Origin of the sequence: Rhizobium sp. WSM1274, from assembly GCF_025200775.1 — a bacterium.
Classification (GTDB): domain Bacteria; phylum Pseudomonadota; class Alphaproteobacteria; order Rhizobiales; family Rhizobiaceae; genus Rhizobium; species Rhizobium leguminosarum_I.
On the sequence record NZ_CP104138.1, the window covers coordinates 1031554 to 1048712 of the forward strand.

Genomic DNA, 17159 nt, shown 5'->3' on the forward strand with positions numbered 1-17159 from the left:
CTTCAATACCTTCGGTGGGACTGACCGCCAAATCATAAACCAAAGGCAAATACGGTTGTATCTTCACTAAATCACTGAAGAACTCGCGGTCGCAATCATGAGCGCCATCGCAGCCCGCAAAGCAGTCATCGGCATGTTCGGCATTGATAGACGAGCGCTCTTGGCGCGCGGGATTTCCGCGCTACCTCTGCACGCGGCAATGGAGGAAGACGATGAAAAGCCGTAAGTTCACGGTTACCGATGTGGCGTTGGAGCGTTCTCCCGGGCAGCAGGCGGACATCTTCGTCGGCAATCTGGTCGACGAGCGGCAGGGAGGGCCGATCACCATCGGCTATGGACGCTACGCGCCCGGCCAGAGCCTCACCGAGACGATTGAAGTCGACGACGTCATGATCGTTCTGGAAGGGCAGCTATCGGTCTCGACGGATTTGGGAACAGTTACCGCCGGGCCAGGCGAGATCGTCTACATGCCCAAGGGCGAAGCGGTGACCATCCGCTCGCATGACGAAGGCGCGCTCACCGCCTATGTCACCTATCCCCATTGGCGGCCGGCGCACGCGTAAGCTAGGTCTGCGGCTCAGCGCCTGTATTCCGGCTCGCTGCGATCGAGCGCGCGCTTCACCGACTCCAGATGGAGTCGGGCCGACTCCGGGTCTCCTTCGCGCATTTGCCGGTACGCCGCCTCCGCAATCTCAGGCGCGACGGCAAGGACTTGGCGTCCGGTCGACAGGGCGAGCGTCTGCACTTCGCAGGCACGCTCGAGATAATAGAGGTCGTCCCAGGCCTCGGCGATGTTGGGTGCGCAGACCATCACGCCGTGGTGCTTCATGAAGACGATGTCGGCATCACCGATCGCAGCCGCAATCCGATCGCCCTCGCGCGCATCGAGCGCCAGGCCGTTATAGTTGCGGTCGATGGCCGTGCGTCCATAGAATTTCAATGCGGTCTGCCCGGCAAAGATCAGGGGATCGCCCTCCGTCATCGAAAGGGCGGTGGCATAAGGCATATGGGTGTGGAACGCCGCCCTGGCGCGCGGGACGTTCTTGTGAATCCTGGCGTGGATGTAAAAAGCGGTGGCCTCGGGCTGCCCGCTGCCCGACACGACATTGCCGTGAAAGTCGCAGATCAACAACATCGAGGCCGTCAGTTCTGCGAAAGCGTAGCCATAAGGGTTGACGATGAACAGGTCGTCATAGCCGGGAACGACGGCCGAGAAATGGTTGCAGATCCCTTCCTCCATGCCGAGCCTTGCCGCCATCCGGAAGCAGGCCGCCAGATCGACGCGGGCCTGCCAAATGTCGTCCGTATCAAGTTTCGGCTGGTTGGGGCCGCCGGCGGGCGATGGGGCTGTGTTGAGAGAGTGCGCCATGGGGGTCGTTTCAAATTGGTGTCGAAGGAGAGGGTGGCTGCGTTCTGGATTACGCCCGGATCAGCCTCGCATCAAGCCGGCTAGAGAGAATCATGGTTCGGTTCCCCCGGGGTCAAGGTCGTGCTCAAGCATTGAGGCACTGAAAGGACACTCACAGCAAAACATCCGTCTTGACTCTCTTCTTTATCAGAACATAATAAGAACATCGGCGCTGCGTCCGCCATCTGAAAACCGAAGATATGGAGAGCGGATATGCGCGAGCAGCCGATCGGCGAAGCCGTGGAAGATGATGCGTGTCCTGCAAGTGATGTGATGTGGCCGCCGGAGAAGGAGATTGGGGTCTCCGAGGTTCATCAACAAGCCTGGCCAAGGCCGTGGCAGGGAGCCGCGGTGTGCGATATTTCACGGCCTTCGTGATCGACATCCCCAGCGATGGCTATCTGGGCGATGTCCAGATGGCGATCGACGAGGCCGCCGGCGAGGCCTGCGGTATCCTGCTGACGACGCATGTCACCGGCCGTGACGCCGCAACCGGCGAGCCGATTCTGACCCAGGAAGCCACGCGACCGTTCAAGTTTCCCTGCGGTGAGGGCGTCGCGAAAGCCATAGCGAGCTTCTGCGGCAAGCTCAAAATGGCCGGCATCTTCCCTTGAGCGCCGCCACGGAAGCCGAAACATCGTCACCGCCGGTCGAAAATGAGCTTGCCGAGGTGGTCGCCTATCACAATGGCGATATGCGGGGGCGATATGCGGGCCGCAATCGGCGCGCTGCTGGAGGACGTCCGCCATTTGCGCGGCAGTTGATATTGGCAGAAGGCGCCATGGGCGGCGGCATGACTCGCGGCTGGCGGCTACGATCGAGACTAAAGCGCGTCAAAACAACAAAAAGCTGCGGGGCTAGACGGTCAGCCGACGGCTGCTCACCAATGGCAGGTCGGCATCGCGGATCTTGGATCCGGCGATGGGATGACAGCTGCGGCGGGACGCGGCCGCTGGCCGTTGCGGTTCCTCATTCGGCTTTTGCCGGTGCCGAAGCGGGTCGGTCGGCTCCGTCATCGATCCAGGCCAGCGTCTCCGTCAATATTTCCTTCGACAGGGCGGGATCGACTATGACGCGAGCGAGGATCGTTGCCCCGACCATCGCCGACCAGTTGGCGATTGCCCGGCGTCGGCGGTCGGCGTCCGGCCCTTCGACCTTCTCGCTCATCCAGTCGATCTGCGCCCGCACACCCTCCGTCACCGCCGCACGGGCCTCAGGGGTCTGGCGCAGCGTGTCGGCGGCAAGTCCGGAAATCGGGCAGCCACCGGCCCTGTTGTCGCGATGGCGCGGCGACAGATACTCTTCCATGTAGGCGCCAAGCGGCAGTGACGCGCCATTGCGCTGGCCAAGCGCATGCGCCAGCGCCTGGACGATCAGCTCGTCCTTCGAGCTGAAATGACCGTAGAAGCTGCCATGCGTCAGGCCCGCAGCCTTCATCACCTCGGCAACGCCGACGGCCTCGAATCCTTTCTCCCGAAACAACCGGCTTGCGACTTCGAGGATCCTTTGGCGGTTTTCGGCCATCTGCTCACGGCTGATTTTCATGTTGAGATTTCTCCCTCTCTGCCATTGACTTTTTTATGATAGCCATCACTTTAAGCCAGTAATTAGGATAGTCATCATAATTATATAACGCTCATTCGAAAGAGAACAAGACAATGGCTGACACTCCCACCGTCCTCATCACCGGCGCCTCCTCGGGTATTGGAGCGACGTATGCAGACCGTTTCGCCCGTCGTGGGCACAATCTCGTACTGGTTGCGCGCAATAAGGCAAGGCTGGAGGCTCTCTCGGCACGACTTCGCGAAGAAACCGGTGTAACGATCGACATCCTGCAGGCCGATGTCACCAAATCCGATGAGCTTGCTGCGGTGGAAAGCCGTCTGCGCGACGACCATCGGATCGGAATTCTCGTCAACAATGCCGGCACCAGCCTCGAAGGCACGTTCGTCAATCAGCCCGTCAATGATATCGCCCAGCTGATCGCGCTCAACGCGACGGCGGTTGCCCGCCTTTCCAGCGCCGTTGCGCCACGCTTCGTCGAAGCGGGCTCGGGCGCCATCGTCAACGTCTCCTCGGTCGTCGGGCTCGTCCCGGAATTCGGAATGACGGTCTACGGCGCCACAAAGGCCTTCGTGACCTTTCTTTCCCAGGGGCTTAGCCTCGAACTCGGTCCCAAAGGCGTCTACGTCCAGGCGGTCCTGCCGGCGGCAACGCGCACGGAGATCTGGGAGCTTTCCGGCATCGACGTCAACACGCTCTCCGGCGTGATGGAAGTGGGCGAACTCGTGGACGCCGCCCTGGCAGGCTTCGACAAGCGCGAGCCCATCACCATCCCGCCGCTGCACGATGCCGCCCAATGGGATGCCTATCAGGGCGCGCGCCAGGCGATGATCCCGGGCTTTTCGCAGGCTGAGCCTGCAGAGCGTTATCGCGCCGCCTCCTAGCGCTTCCCGAAGAAACGCGCTGCACCAACACAGGCTGTGTCGCAAGGCCGGCCTGTGCCGGGTTTCGGCGCGAAACTCCGAGACCTGACAGAGATCCATGAAATCAGACGAAAGAAACGCAATGACGGACAACGCAATTTTTGAACCCTACAAACTCGGCAAGCTGACGCTAGCGAACCGGATCGTGATGGCGCCCTTGACCCGCAACAGAGCCGGTGCCGGCTTCGTGCCGGGCAATATCGCCGCGACATATTATGCCCAGCGGGCGACAGCCGGCCTGATCATCTCGGAAGGCGCGCAGATTTCGCAGGAAGGGCAGGGCTACCAGGATACACCGGGAATTTATACGCAAGCCCAGATCGACGGCTGGCGGAAAGTCACTGACGCAGTGCATGCCAAAGGCGGACACATCTTCCTGCAGCTCTGGCATGTCGGTCGGATTTCGCATGTCGATCTGCAGCCGAATGCGCAGGCGCCGGCCGCGCCATCGGCCATCAAGGCCGAGACCAAGGTCTTCGTGAACAATGCATTCGTCGACGTGTCCGAACCTCGCGCGCTCAGATTGGATGAGATCCAGACGATCATCGCCGATTTCCGCCGCGCCGCCGCCAACGCGATTGCCGCGGGCTTCGATGGCGTCGAAGTCCATGGCGCCAACGGTTATCTGCTGGAACAGTTTGCCAAGGACGGCTCCAACAGCCGCACCGACGCCTACGGCGGCTCGGTCGAACATCGCGCCCGGATGATATTGGAAGTCGCTGCCGCCGTGGCTGCCGAGGTCGGCGCGGAGCGGACGGGGGTGCGGATTTCGCCGATCAACAGCGTCACCTCGACCGATCCGCAGGCGCAATTCAACTATATCGCCGAGAAGCTTGGCCAGATGGGCATTGCCTATCTCCATGTCGTCGAAGCTGGGCGCGGCGGGCCGAATGAGTCTGCTGCCTTTGACTACGCCGAGCTCAGGGCCAAGTTCGCAAACACCTACATTGCCAATAACGGCTACGACCTCGACCGCGCAACGTTGCGATTGACGGAGGGCGCGGCGGATCTCTTCTCGTTCGGCCGGCCATTCATCGCCAATCCTGATCTCGTCGAGAGACTGAAGACCGCTGCTCCGCTGGCAGAGGTGAACCCGGCGACGATCTATGGCGGCGGCGCCGAAGGTTATACCGACTATCCCCCCATCGCCGCATGACGCTCGCATTATGCATCGGCGCCGTGCTGCTGCGCGGCGCCTTTTCACCATGCCGGCAATTGAACTCTCCTGGCATAGCCTGGGTCAGCTCGTGTGAACGTCGGGTTCACTGCACATGACGATCTACGGGCGACTGCATCGGATTTATGCAGGAGCGTCACATCGGCGGCATTCCTTCGAATCTCTGCGCGGCCGGATCGACCCTGTCCCAGGCAAGGCCGCGCATGGTGTAGGTCACCATCTGCGGCTGGTACCGGCCGGGCTCGTCGAGACTTGCGGCATGAATGGTGAAGAAGTCAGGCATGTAGGAGAAGGTCATGTAGACGGGTGCGCCGCAGGCGGGGCAGAAGCCGCGGGTCTTGACGTTGCCGTTGTCGGCGACCATCTGCCAATGCGTCGCCTGGCCTTCCAGCTTCACCGCCTGCCGGCTCGGGAAGGTCAGATAGGATCCGTGCCCGGTGCCGCTTGAAGCCTGACAGTCGCGGCATTGGCAGTCGTTCATCGCAATCGGCTCGGCTGAAATTTCATAGTGGATCGCACCGCAGGCGCAACCGCCGGTGTAAGGCTTGCTCATGTCTCTCTCCTGATGAAATGCTGTACTGGCGACCGCGTTCGGTCGTTTCAATTCTTTGCGTCGCTGATGGCGCCGATGTTCTTCACGACCTTCTTCCAGCCTTCGCCCATCTTCTGGAAGGCCGTTTCATTCCTGGGCAGGATGAAGCCGGAATGGATGAGGCGAAGCCGCGTGCCGGCTTCGACCTCGGACAGGATGAAGGTGACGACAGTGTCGAGCGGGGAGCCGTAGCCGGCGTTTCCCTCATGCCCGCCTTTCCAGGCATAGGAGAGACGCTTGTTCGGCTTCACCTCCAGTACCTGGCAGTGGATGGTGCCGTCCCAGGCGCCGGCCGGCGTCGTCTGGTAGGTGAAGCGTTTGCCTTCCACCGGCTCGAAGCCCGCCGGCATCATCAGCCAGCGGCCCATCAGATCGGCCGTGGTCAGCGTTGTCCAGAGCGTCTCCGGCCGATGCGGGAAAACCTCGTCAACCACGATCTCCTGCGTGTCATGCTTCAATGCGGCATCGTTCATGGATCGATTTCCTTCAGCAATGTTCTGAGATTGGCAAAACGTTCGCGCCAGAAGAGGCCGTAATGGCTCATCCAGCCGACAAGCGGCTCCAGGCCTTCCGGCTCGGCGCGATAATAGACCTTCCGCCCTTCGGGGCGCTCAGTGACGAGGCCAGCCTGTTTCAAGGCTTTGAGGTGCTGCGAAATGGCGCCCTGCGTGACGCGGCTTGCCCGCGTCAGTTCGACGACGGTGATCTCATCGGCGTTGACGATCTGCTCAAACACGGCCCGCCGTGTGGGATCGGCAAGCGCGCGCATGACGGCGGTGATGGAAACGGCTTCGTTCATGAAGAAACCAATAGCCTATGCTAATTGATGAGTCAACACTAATTTGTTCTATCGACGGCTGGTCGCCGCTCAGGTGGCGGCGCGTTCGGCTGTTCTTACCGAATGATCCAACGCCGTCTTGGCTTGAGGAACAAAACGCGCATGCCGATGTTGCTACTCCAATGGTGATAGCACCGTGGGAGGAAGTTATGCATCAATCTCTTCAGTTTGTCCTGGTCGGCTTGGCCGCGATAAGCGGGCTGACAATCGCGCCGACAATCGCCGCCGCGCAGGACTTGGAGTTGCGTGTCGGCCCCGGCGGACTGGGCGTTTACGATCGTGATCGCAACCCTGACCGATATGACCGATATGATCGATATGACCGGCGCGGACGGCGAGGCTGCGATCCGGACGATGCCCTCGACATCGCACGCGGCGAAGGACTTCGCAGGGCGCAGATCATACGCATGTCTCCCCGCAGCATCGTTGTCCAGGGGATGACGCGCCGGGGACCGGAGCGAATGACCTTCGCCAACCAGCGAGGCTGCCCGGAAATCTGAGCCGCGGCGTGAGCAATAAAATCGGCCGGCCGGGGCGATCGTCGACCGAATGCGGCCGGCGCGGAACCTTTGGGCAATCCGAACATTGCTGCCCATGCAGCGCTCTGCCTGCATCTTTGAAGCACCATTGGAGGATTCATCATGATGAGCGGTCAATTGAAGGCGCTTCTCGCCGTCCTTGCCGTTGCCGGCTACCAGAACAGGGACAAGATCGGTGAGCTGCTGCGGGGCATCCAGAACCCTCAGCAGTCTGGCGCGGGAAGCCAGCAGCCGGGTGGCCTTGGGGGCATCCTTGGCGGACTGGGTGGTTCGGGCGGTCTCGGCGGCCTGCTCGGCGGGCTGACCTCCGGCGGCATCGTCAGCGGCGGTCTGGGCGATCTCCTGAAGACGTTTCAGCAGAACGGACACGGTGACAAGATCGACTCATGGGTACAGCCCGGCCAGAATGCCGACATCAATGACGGCCAACTCGCCGAAGCACTGGGCCCGGACGTTCTGAACGAGATCGCTTCGAATACCGGCCTTTCACATCAGCAGATTCTCGATCGGCTGAGCCGCGATCTTCCCAAGGCCGTCGACGACCTGACCCCACAGGGAAAACTGCCCACCGCCGAAGAGTTTATGTCTTCCGCCAGCCAATCCACCACCTCCGCGCGGCCGAGCACCATCTGATATCGGGACGAACAGGCGCACAACCAGCAGGCCGCCGCCGCGCGTGATGACGTCTTCGCGGACGACACGGGCGGCGAGGCCGGCATCAGACAGACGGCGCGCTCCGAGCTCGGGCTTTAGTTCGAGAGGTACTTCTGAAGAAATGTGTGAACGCTGCTGATCGACTTTTCGGCGGCGTCTGGATTGTATTTTTCGATATGGCCAAACACCCGCCGTCCCACCTTAAACTCCGGGGCATCGAAATCGTGGTAGGTCCCCTTGTAGATAGTGAGTTCGATCGGCGGGCTATCGTCGCTCAGACCGGCAAGCCTCTTCCGGCATCGGTCGGCCGGGCTCCAATTGTCTCGGTCGCCACTCAAGATCAAGGTCGGCACGGTGGCATCGCCCTGACTAGCCGCACAGAGGGGATAGTAGGCAACCGCTGCCCTGAATTTGCCGTCCATCAGCTGTTCGTTGCCTTCGATTTTTGTTCCCTCCAACGTCGCAGTGCCGCCCGCTGAAAAGCCCATCAAGGCAACGCGCCTGATATCGACAAAGCTTTGTTTCGATAAAAAATTCAAAGCGCCATAGGCGTCGAAGACGCGATCGGGGAGATAGCTTTGGCACGTGTCCTTGATATTGCGGGTGGTGAAGCTATCGACGACGAGCACGACGTAACCCCATGAGACCAGCCGCTTCGGCCACAGGTCTTTGACGCTCAACCGCATGCCCTCGCATCCATGCAGGACAACGACCGCCGGGAAGGGACCATCACCCTGGGGGCGGGACACATATCCGAGCAGTGGCGTGCCTTGCGGTTGAGGGAGGCTCTCTCCCTGTTCATTGGCCTTGCGTATTCGAAATGGGCTGAGCTTTACGGGCGCGCTTTCGAACCGCACCAGTTCGTCGGCATCAGCTGGGATTCCAGCGAGCGTGGCGCTGAGAAAAGCGACGAGGCAAAGAAAAAGTCTCGTGGTTTTCACCGAACTTCTCAACCGTTTGATCAACAGCCGGCGTATTGTACGCCGGACCTGAAGGCTCGAAAAGCGGTGAGGGGTTTGCCCCCGATTGGCGATTCAAAACCGGCGCATGAGCTGCGATCAAAAGCCCTTGATCACCCCCTGGCGGATCATTTATGACTGCCGTAAATCCAAGCTGCGAGATTTGAATTCAGAGGTGATGTCGACCAAGTCGGGCCGCCCAATGCCATGAAGACCAAGCCAATAACAGCTACCAGTGTCACTGAGCCACCACCATGGATTTGCCACTGAGCTCACCCCTTGCTCCGTCATCCTCGGGCTTGTCCCGAGGACTCACCTTGGCCTCCATCAGCAGCGGGCATGGATCCTCGGGACAAGCCCGAGGATGACGGAGGCTAGGGTGGGGTTCCGCCAAATCCGCCGCCGTAGCAGCGCATGGCATTCCGGCACCATCGGATCGGGCGGGCTCGATTTCGAACTGGCGCGAGACGCACAATCAGTTCTTGATCACCCCCCGGCAAATCAGTTAAGACTACCGTAAATCCAAGCTGCAAAATTTGAATCCAGAAGGGGATGTCGACCAAGTCGGCGCCGCCCTTCGATCGGTGTGTCTGTCACCGTCCGGCCAGCTTCCAGATCATCATTGATCCCCATCCTCTTCCGCTGACCTCTCATCTTCGATCACATCGGGATCGGGCCGGGTAGCGCGCGCCTCTTCCAAGGAGAACTGCAATGGACCCTTCGATTGCTCCGGCCTCGCGGGCCGCAGTGGTGACGCCGAACGATAGTGCCATTGTCGGTGTCGGGCGAAATGAAAAACTGACCCCCTAACGAAGCGAAGAACTGACCCCTCGTATCAACACGAGGAGTGATGGATGACGATCGAGATTTCGTTGCATCCTGCATTGTCGCGAACGATGCAGGGCGGGGATATGCTTCAGGCTGATGAGGTGGTGGCAATGTTGCGGCTACATGAGCTCGGTTGGGGTGCCAAACGTTTATCGAAGGAATTTGGATGCGCGCGCAACACGGTTCGCCGATACCTTCGAGAGGGCGGAGCTGCACCGTTTAAAAAGCCTGATCGGCGCAGTGCGTTCGACGGGCTCGATGATTGGCTTCGCGAGCGTTTTTTCCGGCATGACGGCAATGCGGATGTGATCCGCCAAGAGTTGGCGAGCGAGCACGGCATTATCATCGGTCTGCGTTCTGTGGAGCTTCGAGTACGGCAGTGGCGGCGAGAGCTAAAGGCACAAAAGCGGGCGACGGTCCGCTTCGAGACAGCACCCGGCCATCAGATGCAGATCGACTTCGGCGACACGAAGGTGTGGATCGGCGGCGAGCGGGTTCGGATCCACCTGTTCGTAGGAACGCTTGGTTATTCGCGGCGGATGCATACTCGCGCGTCGCTCAGAGAGAGGCAGGCAGATTGGTTTGAAGGCATGGAAGGTGCTTTCCTTCGGTTTGGCGGGGTTCCGGCGGAAGTCTTGATCGACAACGCAAAGGCACTCGTTGAGCATCATGATGCGGTAACGCGGGAAGTGAGGTTCAACGCGCGACTGCATGCCTTTGCCCGATATTGGAGCTTCACGCCGCGGGCCTGCGCACCGTATCGGGCCCGCACGAAAGGAAAGGACGAGCGCGGGGTCGGCTACGTCAAGAAGAACGCGATCGCCGGCCGGCGCTTCGAGAGCTGGGCCGAGTTCGAAGCGCACCTGGATCGATGGACACGCGAAGTTGCCGATCAGCGTGAACACGGCACCACCGGTGTCAAACCGGCGGAACGTTTTGCCGACGAAGCCAAGGCGCTCCGCCCGCTGGCCGGACGGGCACCCTTCGGACAATTGCGGGATCTTGTTCGCAAGGTTCAAGCCGATTGCGCGATTGACCTCGACACCAACAGCTACTCCGTCCCTTGGCGCCTGATCGGCGAAAGCGTTCAGGTCGTGGTGCTGGCCGGCCGCGTGATTATCCGTCACGCCGGCCAGGTCGTCGCCGACCATCCCCTTTGCCGCGGGCGGCGACAACGGATCGAGGATCGGGCGCATTTTGTTGGCGTGGCCGGCTTCGAGGGGCCGGTCCGTAAAGAATCCATCGAGATCGCTCCCGCTGTCTTGCTGCGGCCGCTTGCCGAATATGAGGCGGTGGTCGGAGGAGGCTGGTGATGACGAACGTGGATCATGATTTACTGATCGCAACGCTTGACCGGCTGAAGTTGACGGCAATTCGCGACCAGCTCGACACCTTGCTGGACGAGGCAGCGCGTTCGAAGATGACATTACGTGAGGCTCTCGCCTTCCTGGTGTCGCGCGAGATCGCCCGGCGCGACGAGCGGCGCATCTCCATGTCAAGCAAGCTGGCGCAGTTCCCGTTCGTGCGCGAGCTCGACGGCTTCGACTTCGAGGCGCAGCCGTCGCTGGATCGGGGGCAGATACGAGAATTGGCAACTTGCCGCTGGATCGCTCACGGCGACACGGTCCTGTTCCTCGGCCCGCCCGGAACGGGTAAAACCCATCTGGCCGTAAGTCTGGGACGTGAAGCGATCCGGCAGAATTACAACGTCCAGTTCGTCACGGCGGCCACCCTGGTGGCGATGCTGGCGAAGGCTCACAACGACGGCTCGCTCGACAAGCAGTTGACGATCTTGTCGCGACCAAAACTGCTGATTATTGACGAGTTGGGCTATCTGCCATTCGAGGCCAACGCCGCCCATCTGTTCTTCCAATTGGTCTCGCGGCGTTACGAGAAGGGATCAATCCTGATCACCTCAAATCGCTCCGTGGGCGAATGGGGAAGTGTTTTTGGGGATCCCGTGGTCGCCACGGCGATATTGGACCGCCTGCTTCACCACTCGACGGTGATCACCATCCGGGGCGACAGCTACCGGCTTCGCGAAAAGCGCCGCTCCGGCCTTCTGCAGAAGGCCGGAGCGGCGCTTGAAACCAACGAAACCGCAAACCAATGAAGGGGGTCAGTTCTTCAATTCGGCAAAGGGGTCAATTCTTCGATTCGCTTGACAGTCGGTGCGCGCGCGCTTTATATCGGCACGACGGGCGATGTTGCCATTGCGCCGCGTCGGGACATGGATCCGGTCATCTTCAGAAACGTGCCGGCTGGGACGATCCTGCCGGTTCACGCCGCCATCGTGGCGCTGACCGGGACCACGGCATCCAACATCGTCGCACTGTTCTAGAGTTCCCGAAGGCCGGGCCATATGGGCAGACCGATCAAGTTCACCCAGGCGATTGCCGACAGGATTTGCGAGCGCATCGCCGACAGGGAGAGCTTGCGGTCGATCTGCCGGGATGAAGAGATGCCGGCCATGTCGAGCGTGCTCGCCTGGCTCGCCGATGAGAACAAGGCCGCGTTTCGGGTCAAATACGCCCTGGCGCGCGAGATTCAGGCCGACGGCTTTGTCGACGAGATGGTCGAGATTGCCGATGACCGCGCAGACGACTGGATCGAAAAGAAGAATGCGAGTGGCGAGACCACCGGCTGGCAGGAGAATGGCGAGGCCATAAGGCGTTCGCAGCTCCGCATCGCCACCCGTCAGTGGGTCGCCGAGAAGCTGAGGCCGAAGAAATACGGTTCCAAGGTCGAGCCTGGCCGTGGCGTCGTCGCGAGCGAAGTTTCGCAGTTGCTGGAAGATATCAATGGCAAGACGCGCGGACTTCCAAACGGCGGTTGACCAGTTTTCCGACTGGCGCTGGCGTCTGAACAACCTCTATTGGATCACCGACAAATCGGGCAAACGCGTCAGGTTCGAGATGAACTGGACGCAGATGACCTTTTTCGAAGAGATGCATTATCTCAACGTGCTGCTCAAGGCCCGCCAGCTGGGTCTCACGACCTTCATTCAGATATTCATGCTCGATGCGTGCGTCTTCAACCGGGATATCCGCGCCGGCACCATCGCCCATACGCTGGGCGACGTGCAGACGATCTTCCGGGACAAGATCAAATACCCTTATGACAATCTGCCGGATGGTATCCGCAACGCCGTGCCTGTTGTCAGGGCCAACCAGGCCGAGCTGCTGCTCGGCAATAATTCGAGCATTCGTGTCGGCACCTCGCTGCGCTCGGGAACGCTGCAATATCTGCATATTTCCGAATATGGAAAGCTTTGCGCGAAATATCCGGAGAAGGCGAGGGAAGTCCGGACCGGCGCTTTGAATACGGTGCAAGCCGGCCAGCTGGTCTTCGTCGAAAGCACGGCGGAGGGCCAGGAAGGGCATTTCTACACGCTCTGCGAAGATGGCCAGGTCAAGCAGCGCCAGGCGGCGAAACTGACCGAACTGGATTTCAGGTTCCATTTCTTTCCCTGGTGGAAGGAGCCGCAATATGCGATCGCGCCTGAAGGCGTCATCATCACCGACGCTCTGGCAAATATTTCCGCAACCTGGCCGACCAGGGCATCACGCTGACGGACCAGCAGAAGGCCTGGTACGTCAAGAAGGCCGAAACCCAGCTCGGCGACATGAAGCCCGATTAACCACGGCGCGAAAACTTATCAAGAGACAACTAATAGTGTACTTGCTGGTACTTTATTAAAGTGCCGATCTGGAGACAAAAAATCCAATGAAGTTGATCCGCAATAAGCGCCGCGTGCTCACGTGGTCGCTCTCGATGTGGTGCGTCTATTTGGCCGGCTTGTTTGAGCTACTGCCGAATGTCGTGCCGTACCTCGATGACCTCATCCCGAAATGGCCATCCATCGGTATCCTTCTGATGTCCCCGATCGCGCGCATCATCCACCAGGAGAATCTTAAAGATGAATAGGCTCAAGAGGGGCAGCGCCGTAGCTGCGATGGCCGTTGCATTCGTCGGAAGCTTCGAGGGGCTCCGGCAGCGCGCCTATCCCGATCCGGCCACGCAAGGGAAGCCGTGGACGATCTGCTATGGCAGCACCAATGGCGTCAAGCCCGGGGACCGCAAGACGGTGGAGCAGTGCAAGGCGCTCCTGGCGCTGGAGCTTAAGACCTATGCGAGCGGCATCGAAAGCTGCGTGCGCGTGGCCCTGCCGGATCCGCATTTCGTGGCGCTGACCTCCTTTGCCTATAATGTCGGCGTCAAGGCGGCCTGCGGCTCGAGCGCGGTCAAGCTCATCAATGCGGGCAGGGCGGCCGAGGGCTGCGAGGCGCTGTTGAAGTGGAATCGCGCCGCCGGCATCGTCTTTCCGGGCCTGACGCGGCGCCGGCAGAAAGAGCGCCAGTTCTGCCTTGAGGGCATCTGATGTTCTCTATCCTCGACACGCTCAAGATGGGCGCCGGCATCGCGGCCGGCCTGATGCTCTATCACCTCTACGCCGTCTCGATCGGCTATCCCTCGGCGGCAAGGCAGGCGCGCGCCGGCTATGTCCTTGTTTGCCGAAAAGAGCGCAGCCGAGGCCCAGGCGGCCGAAATGGAGCGCCAGCTGCCCAGCCAGTTATGAACAGTACAAAAACAAGAACACTTCCGGCGAATAGGTTGCAGAGAAACATAGAGACGCAAGCTGATAACCCTCGGAACGGTGTGCAGATAGCCAGCATACGTTTTGAAGAGGACTGAAATTCCGCCGTGCTAAGCCTGCGAAAAAAATGCAAGCAAATCCTCAACCCAAAACCGTACCGGCCAAATGTCCGGCGCGCGCAGGTAGAGAATTGCAAGCGTGATGATGACTGATGCGATCCAACCCTAAGCTAGCTCTTACCAATACCCGCAGAGAGGATAAAGACCCATGACGATTTATAACCCAGATGATTATGGAGCGACCGGGGATGGTGTGACCGATGACGCCCCGGCCTTTGCCGCCATGACGGCTGATCATCTCCATTCTGGCGTTGTCGCCTCTCGGCCGGAACCTGGCGAGGAAATCATCCAGCGGCCGTGGCGCGTTTGCCGCGCATGGGCAAAAACGGAATCACCTTGGGGACGCGCTCGGCATATGACCGGTAGTCTGGAAATGCCGCCCGGAGCACCGTCTCTTCGTTACTCATCCGGCGAAGTTGCAGGCACCAATGCACGATTCCGAGAAGTACCGTCCACTGAGAAAAGCTGAATAGGATCATTCCGATAATGAATATCTCCTCGGTCAGATAGAGCGGGTGCCGGACGATGGAATACGGCCCCGTTGTGACCAGAGCTCTTGCACCCGGTGCTATGCTGAAACTGCGGCCGAGGATCGCAAGCATATATGCCGATGAAAAGAAGCCAATGATCATCAAAACCATTGCGGCAAGGCGCGCAGTATCTGGCAACACCATTGGCGGAGGCAGGAAGGCGATCAGCAGGAAGAGGAAGGTGCCTGCGATCGCCGTCAGGTATGGTTCAACGCCGCGCGCAGATCGTACTTGGGGCATTCTCGTTAAGGTCACGACACACATCATGCCGATAAATAAGACCGCAGCGATCTCAGCTATCAGGAATACGACGCCCCGGGACGGATAGTCGCCGGTCGTCATCGTCCGCGCAATCTTGGTCCACACAACTAGTATTGAATAGGAACAAATGCCAATCCGGCCGATGACATCTGCAATAATCAAGTGTCGATTGCTCATTGGTGCCCCCGCGTTGTTTGAACGCATCTTCGCACGGTTGCGGAAAATGGCAATCGCAACCGGCAAAATTGGTGAATACCAACTATTGGGGATGTAACTTACACCGCCGCGCCGCCGTCGGCGTCTGTCAATGCAACGACACGCGATGCGCCAGCAGCCGATCAATTCTGGCCCGGATGCGGATGCGGCGGATGATCTCGGCGTGAGTGAAAAGGCAGGCGAGGGCGGCCACGACGATCAACGCGGTTCCGAGCAGCGCTGTAGGCAACGGCAGTGACCAGTCGATATAACCGGCGGGGAGTGACGCCCCACTGCGACCTGCTTCGGCTGTGCTTGCAGCGGCATTGGCAAGCACCAGCCCAAGCAGCGCAACATGGGCATGAACGAAGCGTGTCCTAAGAAACCGTTTCGGATGAAAAGCAAGATAGACGCCGAAAATCGCCATTGACGCAAACGCAATGAGAAGTTCCCACGCCCCCATCCCCGCCGCGCTCAGTAACATAAGGGGTAAGCGCAACACTGGCAGCATCGTCAGGTACAGCGCCCAAGCAAACGGGCGTGATGGATACATGGCCAGCAGTAGCATGCTCGCGGCAAATAGCGCACCGATGGCATAGACCAAAGCAGGTCCGAGACGAACAAAAGTCAGAACGAAGACACGCATTCGCTTTCCTCCTTCGGAAGGCCTCGTGGTTCTGGGCAGAATATTCGCAAATGCTTTAGCGGGGCTTGCCGCTCGACCAGCGCCGCATGAATGACTCCGGCTGCGGAGATTTGCAACCTTCCACAAAACTTATCCACCTTAACGAGGCGATTTCATGAACATCGACGGCACGCCGCTGCGGCTGTTGCTCTTCGTCGCCTTCGGAACCTGATCACGGCTTAACCCCTCCAAACATCGGAGACGTTCCATGCTCGTCCATAACTGGCGCGCCGTGCTGAAGCATGCCTGGTCGGTGCGCCTCATGGCGCTTGCGCTGCTCTTCATCATCATCGAGCCCGTCTACACCTTCGTCGCCGCCACCTGGGTGTCGCGCAACATCTACATCCAGCTCGCCATGTCGGTGGCGACAGGGCTTCTCGCCGTTGCGGCGATCATCGCCCGCATTTTCGTCCAGCAAAAAATCTCAGGAGACTTGAATGGCAAACCGCCTGCAGAAGGGTAGTGCCGCCGCGGCCATGGCTGTGGCGCTCGTTGGAAGTTTTGAGGGGCTGCGCCAGAATGCCTATCCCGATCCGGCCACGCAAGGGAAGCCGTGGACGATCTGCTATGGCAGCACCAATGGCGTCAAGCCCGGGGACCGCAAGACGGTGGAGCAGTGCAAGGCGCTGCTGGCGCTGGAGCTTAAGACCTATGCGAGCGGCATCGAAAGCTGCGTGCGCGTGGCCCTGCCGGATCCGCGTTTCGTAGCGCTGACCTCCTTTGCCTATAATGTCGGCGTCAAGGCGGCCTGCGGTTCGAGCGCCATCAAGCTTATCAATCAGGGCAGGGCGGCCGAGGGCTGCGAGGCGCTGTTGAAGTGGAACCGCGCCGCCGGCATCGTCTTTCCGGGCCTGACGCGGCGCCGGCAGAAAGAGCGCCAGTTCTGCCTTGAGGGCATCTGATGTTCTCTATCCTCGACACGCTCAAGTTGGGCGCCGGCATCGCCGCCGGCGTGATGCTCTATCACCTCTACGCCGTCTCGATCGGCTATCCCTCGGCGGCAAGGCAGGCGCGCGCCGGCTATGTCCTTGTTGCCGAAAAGAGCGCAGCCGAGGCCCAGGCTGCCGAGATGGAGCGCCAGCGCAATGCGGCGTCACAAGCCAGCGAAGAGCACCGCAAGCGCCTTGCGGCCGCAGAAGCCGCCGAGCAGGCCGCCAGAGACACACTCGAAATCGAGATCCAATCCTATGAGCTTCAGCTTTCGGAAAAGAACCGCGCTTGCGCTGTCACTGCTGCTGATCGTCAGTGGCTGCTCCGCCACTGAGCGGCTGAACAAGGCGGCGATGACGAA

Annotated in this window: 22 protein-coding genes and 5 pseudogenes; 19 read left to right on the forward strand and 8 right to left on the reverse strand. The window is 60.2% G+C overall.

The annotated features are described in order from the left end of the window. Window positions 1-97: 97 nt before the first annotated feature. On the forward strand, window positions 98-226 hold the full coding sequence (locus N2600_RS05190) for a hypothetical protein (protein ID WP_260298300.1): 129 nt from the start codon (window positions 98-100) through the stop codon (window positions 224-226). Next, window positions 213-563: an AraC family ligand binding domain-containing protein gene (locus N2600_RS05195; RefSeq protein WP_260298301.1), complete on the forward strand. Its 351-nt coding sequence runs from the start codon at window positions 213-215 to the stop codon at window positions 561-563. The genes N2600_RS05190 and N2600_RS05195 overlap by 14 nt, the downstream gene beginning before the upstream one ends. 14 nt (window positions 564-577) lie before the next feature. Here the strand turns inward: N2600_RS05195 and N2600_RS05200 are convergent, their stop codons facing one another. Beyond that, window positions 578-1369 (reverse strand): aldolase, encoded by a 792-nt coding sequence (locus tag N2600_RS05200; protein WP_260298302.1) that lies wholly within the window; start codon window positions 1367-1369, stop codon window positions 578-580. Window positions 1370-1621: 252 nt separating this feature from the next. On the opposite strand from N2600_RS05200, the pseudogene N2600_RS05205 reads away from it, so the two are divergent. Further along, window positions 1622-2022: pseudogene (locus tag N2600_RS05205) on the forward strand (hypothetical protein). Between the two features lie 355 nt (window positions 2023-2377). Here the strand turns inward: N2600_RS05205 and N2600_RS05215 are convergent. Continuing rightward, complete coding sequence (locus N2600_RS05215; protein WP_064248410.1) at window positions 2378-2953, reverse strand: TetR/AcrR family transcriptional regulator; 576 nt, start codon at window positions 2951-2953, stop codon at window positions 2378-2380. A 113-nt stretch (window positions 2954-3066) separates the two neighbouring features. Here N2600_RS05215 and N2600_RS05220 point away from each other — a divergent pair, with 113 nt between their 5' ends. After that, complete coding sequence (locus N2600_RS05220) at window positions 3067-3855, forward strand: SDR family NAD(P)-dependent oxidoreductase (protein ID WP_260298305.1); 789 nt, start codon at window positions 3067-3069, stop codon at window positions 3853-3855. Between the two features lie 121 nt (window positions 3856-3976). Continuing rightward, window positions 3977-5050 (forward strand): alkene reductase, encoded by a 1074-nt coding sequence (locus N2600_RS05225; protein WP_260298306.1) that lies wholly within the window; start codon window positions 3977-3979, stop codon window positions 5048-5050. 157 nt (window positions 5051-5207) lie between these two features. On the opposite strand, the gene N2600_RS05230 is transcribed toward N2600_RS05225, so the two are convergent. The 3 genes from N2600_RS05230 to N2600_RS05240 are packed head-to-tail and all read right to left on the reverse strand — an operon-like array spanning window position 5208 to window position 6462. Further along, entirely contained in the window at window positions 5208-5624 is a 417-nt protein-coding gene (locus N2600_RS05230; RefSeq protein ID WP_260298307.1) for a GFA family protein, read from the reverse strand. Window positions 5625-5671: 47 nt separating this feature from the next. After that, the gene (locus tag N2600_RS05235; protein WP_260298308.1) at window positions 5672-6136 is read right to left on the reverse strand and encodes an SRPBCC family protein; all 465 of its coding nucleotides are present in this window, start codon (window positions 6134-6136) and stop codon (window positions 5672-5674) included. Beyond that, window positions 6133-6462 carry an ArsR/SmtB family transcription factor gene (locus tag N2600_RS05240; protein ID WP_260298309.1) on the reverse strand — a complete coding sequence of 110 codons (330 nt, stop codon included), beginning with the start codon at window positions 6460-6462 and terminating at the stop codon, window positions 6133-6135. Before N2600_RS05240 ends, N2600_RS05235 begins: the two co-directional genes overlap by 4 nt. Window positions 6463-6650: 188 nt before the next feature. Here N2600_RS05240 and N2600_RS05245 point away from each other — a divergent pair, with 188 nt between their 5' ends. Continuing rightward, a complete protein-coding gene (locus tag N2600_RS05245; RefSeq protein ID WP_260298310.1) occupies window positions 6651-7001 on the forward strand; it encodes a hypothetical protein in 351 nt (116 codons plus the stop codon). Window positions 7002-7142: 141 nt separating this feature from the next. Further along, window positions 7143-7673: a YidB family protein gene (locus N2600_RS05250; RefSeq protein ID WP_260298311.1), complete on the forward strand. Its 531-nt coding sequence runs from the start codon at window positions 7143-7145 to the stop codon at window positions 7671-7673. Between the two features lie 116 nt (window positions 7674-7789). On the opposite strand, the gene N2600_RS05255 is transcribed toward N2600_RS05250, so the two are convergent. Beyond that, window positions 7790-8671: a dienelactone hydrolase family protein gene (locus tag N2600_RS05255; protein ID WP_260298882.1), complete on the reverse strand. Its 882-nt coding sequence runs from the start codon at window positions 8669-8671 to the stop codon at window positions 7790-7792. 693 nt (window positions 8672-9364) lie between these two features. On the opposite strand from N2600_RS05255, the pseudogene N2600_RS34605 reads away from it, so the two are divergent. The 9 genes and pseudogenes from N2600_RS34605 to N2600_RS05295 all read left to right on the forward strand — a co-directional run. Beyond that, window positions 9365-9433: pseudogene (locus N2600_RS34605) on the forward strand (spike base protein, RCAP_Rcc01079 family); the annotation flags it as partial. 74 nt (window positions 9434-9507) lie between these two features. Then, a complete protein-coding gene (istA, locus tag N2600_RS05260) occupies window positions 9508-10794 on the forward strand; it encodes an IS21 family transposase (protein WP_260297571.1) in 1287 nt (428 codons plus the stop codon). Further along, window positions 10794-11594, forward strand: a complete 801-nt coding sequence (istB, locus tag N2600_RS05265) for an IS21-like element ISSme2 family helper ATPase IstB (protein ID WP_162119685.1) — start codon at window positions 10794-10796, stop codon at window positions 11592-11594. Before istA ends, istB begins: the two co-directional genes overlap by 1 nt. Window positions 11595-11648: 54 nt before the next feature. Next, window positions 11649-11822 (forward strand): annotated as a pseudogene (locus N2600_RS05270) (spike base protein, RCAP_Rcc01079 family); the annotation flags it as partial. Between the two features lie 21 nt (window positions 11823-11843). Continuing rightward, entirely contained in the window at window positions 11844-12317 is a 474-nt protein-coding gene (locus N2600_RS05275) for a terminase small subunit-like protein (RefSeq protein ID WP_260298312.1), read from the forward strand. Further along, window positions 12283-13112: pseudogene (locus tag N2600_RS05280) on the forward strand (terminase); the annotation flags it as partial. The gene N2600_RS05275 and the pseudogene N2600_RS05280, both read left to right, overlap by 35 nt. Before the next feature lie 95 nt (window positions 13113-13207). Next, a complete protein-coding gene (locus tag N2600_RS05285; protein ID WP_162119090.1) occupies window positions 13208-13408 on the forward strand; it encodes a DUF7940 domain-containing protein in 201 nt (66 codons plus the stop codon). Next, window positions 13401-13862, forward strand: coding sequence for a lysozyme (locus tag N2600_RS05290; protein WP_260298315.1), 462 nt, complete (start codon window positions 13401-13403; stop codon window positions 13860-13862). The genes N2600_RS05285 and N2600_RS05290 overlap by 8 nt, the downstream gene beginning before the upstream one ends. Then, window positions 13862-14042: pseudogene (locus N2600_RS05295) on the forward strand (hypothetical protein); the annotation flags it as partial. The gene N2600_RS05290 and the pseudogene N2600_RS05295, both read left to right, overlap by 1 nt. 439 nt (window positions 14043-14481) lie before the next feature. Here the strand turns inward: N2600_RS05295 and N2600_RS05300 are convergent. Then, window positions 14482-15165: a methyltransferase family protein gene (locus N2600_RS05300; protein ID WP_260298317.1), complete on the reverse strand. Its 684-nt coding sequence runs from the start codon at window positions 15163-15165 to the stop codon at window positions 14482-14484. A gap of 127 nt (window positions 15166-15292) precedes the next feature. Next, window positions 15293-15829 (reverse strand): hypothetical protein, encoded by a 537-nt coding sequence (locus N2600_RS05305; protein ID WP_260298319.1) that lies wholly within the window; start codon window positions 15827-15829, stop codon window positions 15293-15295. A 247-nt stretch (window positions 15830-16076) separates the two neighbouring features. On the opposite strand from N2600_RS05305, the gene N2600_RS05310 reads away from it, so the two are divergent. Genes N2600_RS05310 through N2600_RS05320 form a run of 3 tightly spaced genes read left to right on the forward strand, consistent with a single transcriptional unit; the run spans window position 16077 to window position 17132 of the window. Beyond that, the gene (locus N2600_RS05310) at window positions 16077-16331 is read left to right on the forward strand and encodes a DUF7940 domain-containing protein (RefSeq protein ID WP_260298320.1); all 255 of its coding nucleotides are present in this window, start codon (window positions 16077-16079) and stop codon (window positions 16329-16331) included. Next, complete coding sequence (locus N2600_RS05315; protein ID WP_260298322.1) at window positions 16306-16770, forward strand: lysozyme; 465 nt, start codon at window positions 16306-16308, stop codon at window positions 16768-16770. The genes N2600_RS05310 and N2600_RS05315 overlap by 26 nt, the downstream gene beginning before the upstream one ends. Beyond that, on the forward strand, window positions 16770-17132 hold the full coding sequence (locus tag N2600_RS05320) for a hypothetical protein (protein ID WP_260298323.1): 363 nt from the start codon (window positions 16770-16772) through the stop codon (window positions 17130-17132). The genes N2600_RS05315 and N2600_RS05320 overlap by 1 nt, the downstream gene beginning before the upstream one ends. Window positions 17133-17159 lie beyond the last annotated feature (27 nt).

What these genes read in the sequence shown, in the direction of transcription:
- N2600_RS05300 (WP_260298317.1), bottom strand. Translation starts at nt 15,165, where the DNA reads ATGAGCAATCGACACTTGATTATTGCAGATGTCATCGGCCGGATTGGC.
- N2600_RS05285 (WP_162119090.1), top strand. Translation starts at nt 13,208, where the DNA reads ATGAAGTTGATCCGCAATAAGCGCCGCGTGCTCACGTGGTCGCTCTCG.
- N2600_RS05305 (WP_260298319.1), bottom strand. Translation starts at nt 15,829, where the DNA reads ATGCGTGTCTTCGTTCTGACTTTTGTTCGTCTCGGACCTGCTTTGGTC.
- N2600_RS05320 (WP_260298323.1), top strand. Translation starts at nt 16,770, where the DNA reads ATGTTCTCTATCCTCGACACGCTCAAGTTGGGCGCCGGCATCGCCGCC.
- N2600_RS05225 (WP_260298306.1), top strand. Translation starts at nt 3,977, where the DNA reads ATGACGGACAACGCAATTTTTGAACCCTACAAACTCGGCAAGCTGACG.
- N2600_RS05310 (WP_260298320.1), top strand. Translation starts at nt 16,077, where the DNA reads ATGCTCGTCCATAACTGGCGCGCCGTGCTGAAGCATGCCTGGTCGGTG.
- N2600_RS05190 (WP_260298300.1), top strand. Translation starts at nt 98, where the DNA reads ATGAGCGCCATCGCAGCCCGCAAAGCAGTCATCGGCATGTTCGGCATT.
- N2600_RS05215 (WP_064248410.1), bottom strand. Translation starts at nt 2,953, where the DNA reads ATGAAAATCAGCCGTGAGCAGATGGCCGAAAACCGCCAAAGGATCCTC.
- N2600_RS05290 (WP_260298315.1), top strand. Translation starts at nt 13,401, where the DNA reads ATGAATAGGCTCAAGAGGGGCAGCGCCGTAGCTGCGATGGCCGTTGCA.
- N2600_RS05195 (WP_260298301.1), top strand. Translation starts at nt 213, where the DNA reads ATGAAAAGCCGTAAGTTCACGGTTACCGATGTGGCGTTGGAGCGTTCT.
- N2600_RS05230 (WP_260298307.1), bottom strand. Translation starts at nt 5,624, where the DNA reads ATGAGCAAGCCTTACACCGGCGGTTGCGCCTGCGGTGCGATCCACTAT.
- istB (WP_162119685.1), top strand. Translation starts at nt 10,794, where the DNA reads ATGACGAACGTGGATCATGATTTACTGATCGCAACGCTTGACCGGCTG.
- N2600_RS05240 (WP_260298309.1), bottom strand. Translation starts at nt 6,462, where the DNA reads ATGAACGAAGCCGTTTCCATCACCGCCGTCATGCGCGCGCTTGCCGAT.
- N2600_RS05220 (WP_260298305.1), top strand. Translation starts at nt 3,067, where the DNA reads ATGGCTGACACTCCCACCGTCCTCATCACCGGCGCCTCCTCGGGTATT.
- N2600_RS05235 (WP_260298308.1), bottom strand. Translation starts at nt 6,136, where the DNA reads ATGAACGATGCCGCATTGAAGCATGACACGCAGGAGATCGTGGTTGAC.
- N2600_RS05200 (WP_260298302.1), bottom strand. Translation starts at nt 1,369, where the DNA reads ATGGCGCACTCTCTCAACACAGCCCCATCGCCCGCCGGCGGCCCCAAC.
- istA (WP_260297571.1), top strand. Translation starts at nt 9,508, where the DNA reads ATGACGATCGAGATTTCGTTGCATCCTGCATTGTCGCGAACGATGCAG.
- N2600_RS05275 (WP_260298312.1), top strand. Translation starts at nt 11,844, where the DNA reads ATGGGCAGACCGATCAAGTTCACCCAGGCGATTGCCGACAGGATTTGC.
- N2600_RS05245 (WP_260298310.1), top strand. Translation starts at nt 6,651, where the DNA reads ATGCATCAATCTCTTCAGTTTGTCCTGGTCGGCTTGGCCGCGATAAGC.
- N2600_RS05315 (WP_260298322.1), top strand. Translation starts at nt 16,306, where the DNA reads ATGGCAAACCGCCTGCAGAAGGGTAGTGCCGCCGCGGCCATGGCTGTG.
- N2600_RS05250 (WP_260298311.1), top strand. Translation starts at nt 7,143, where the DNA reads ATGATGAGCGGTCAATTGAAGGCGCTTCTCGCCGTCCTTGCCGTTGCC.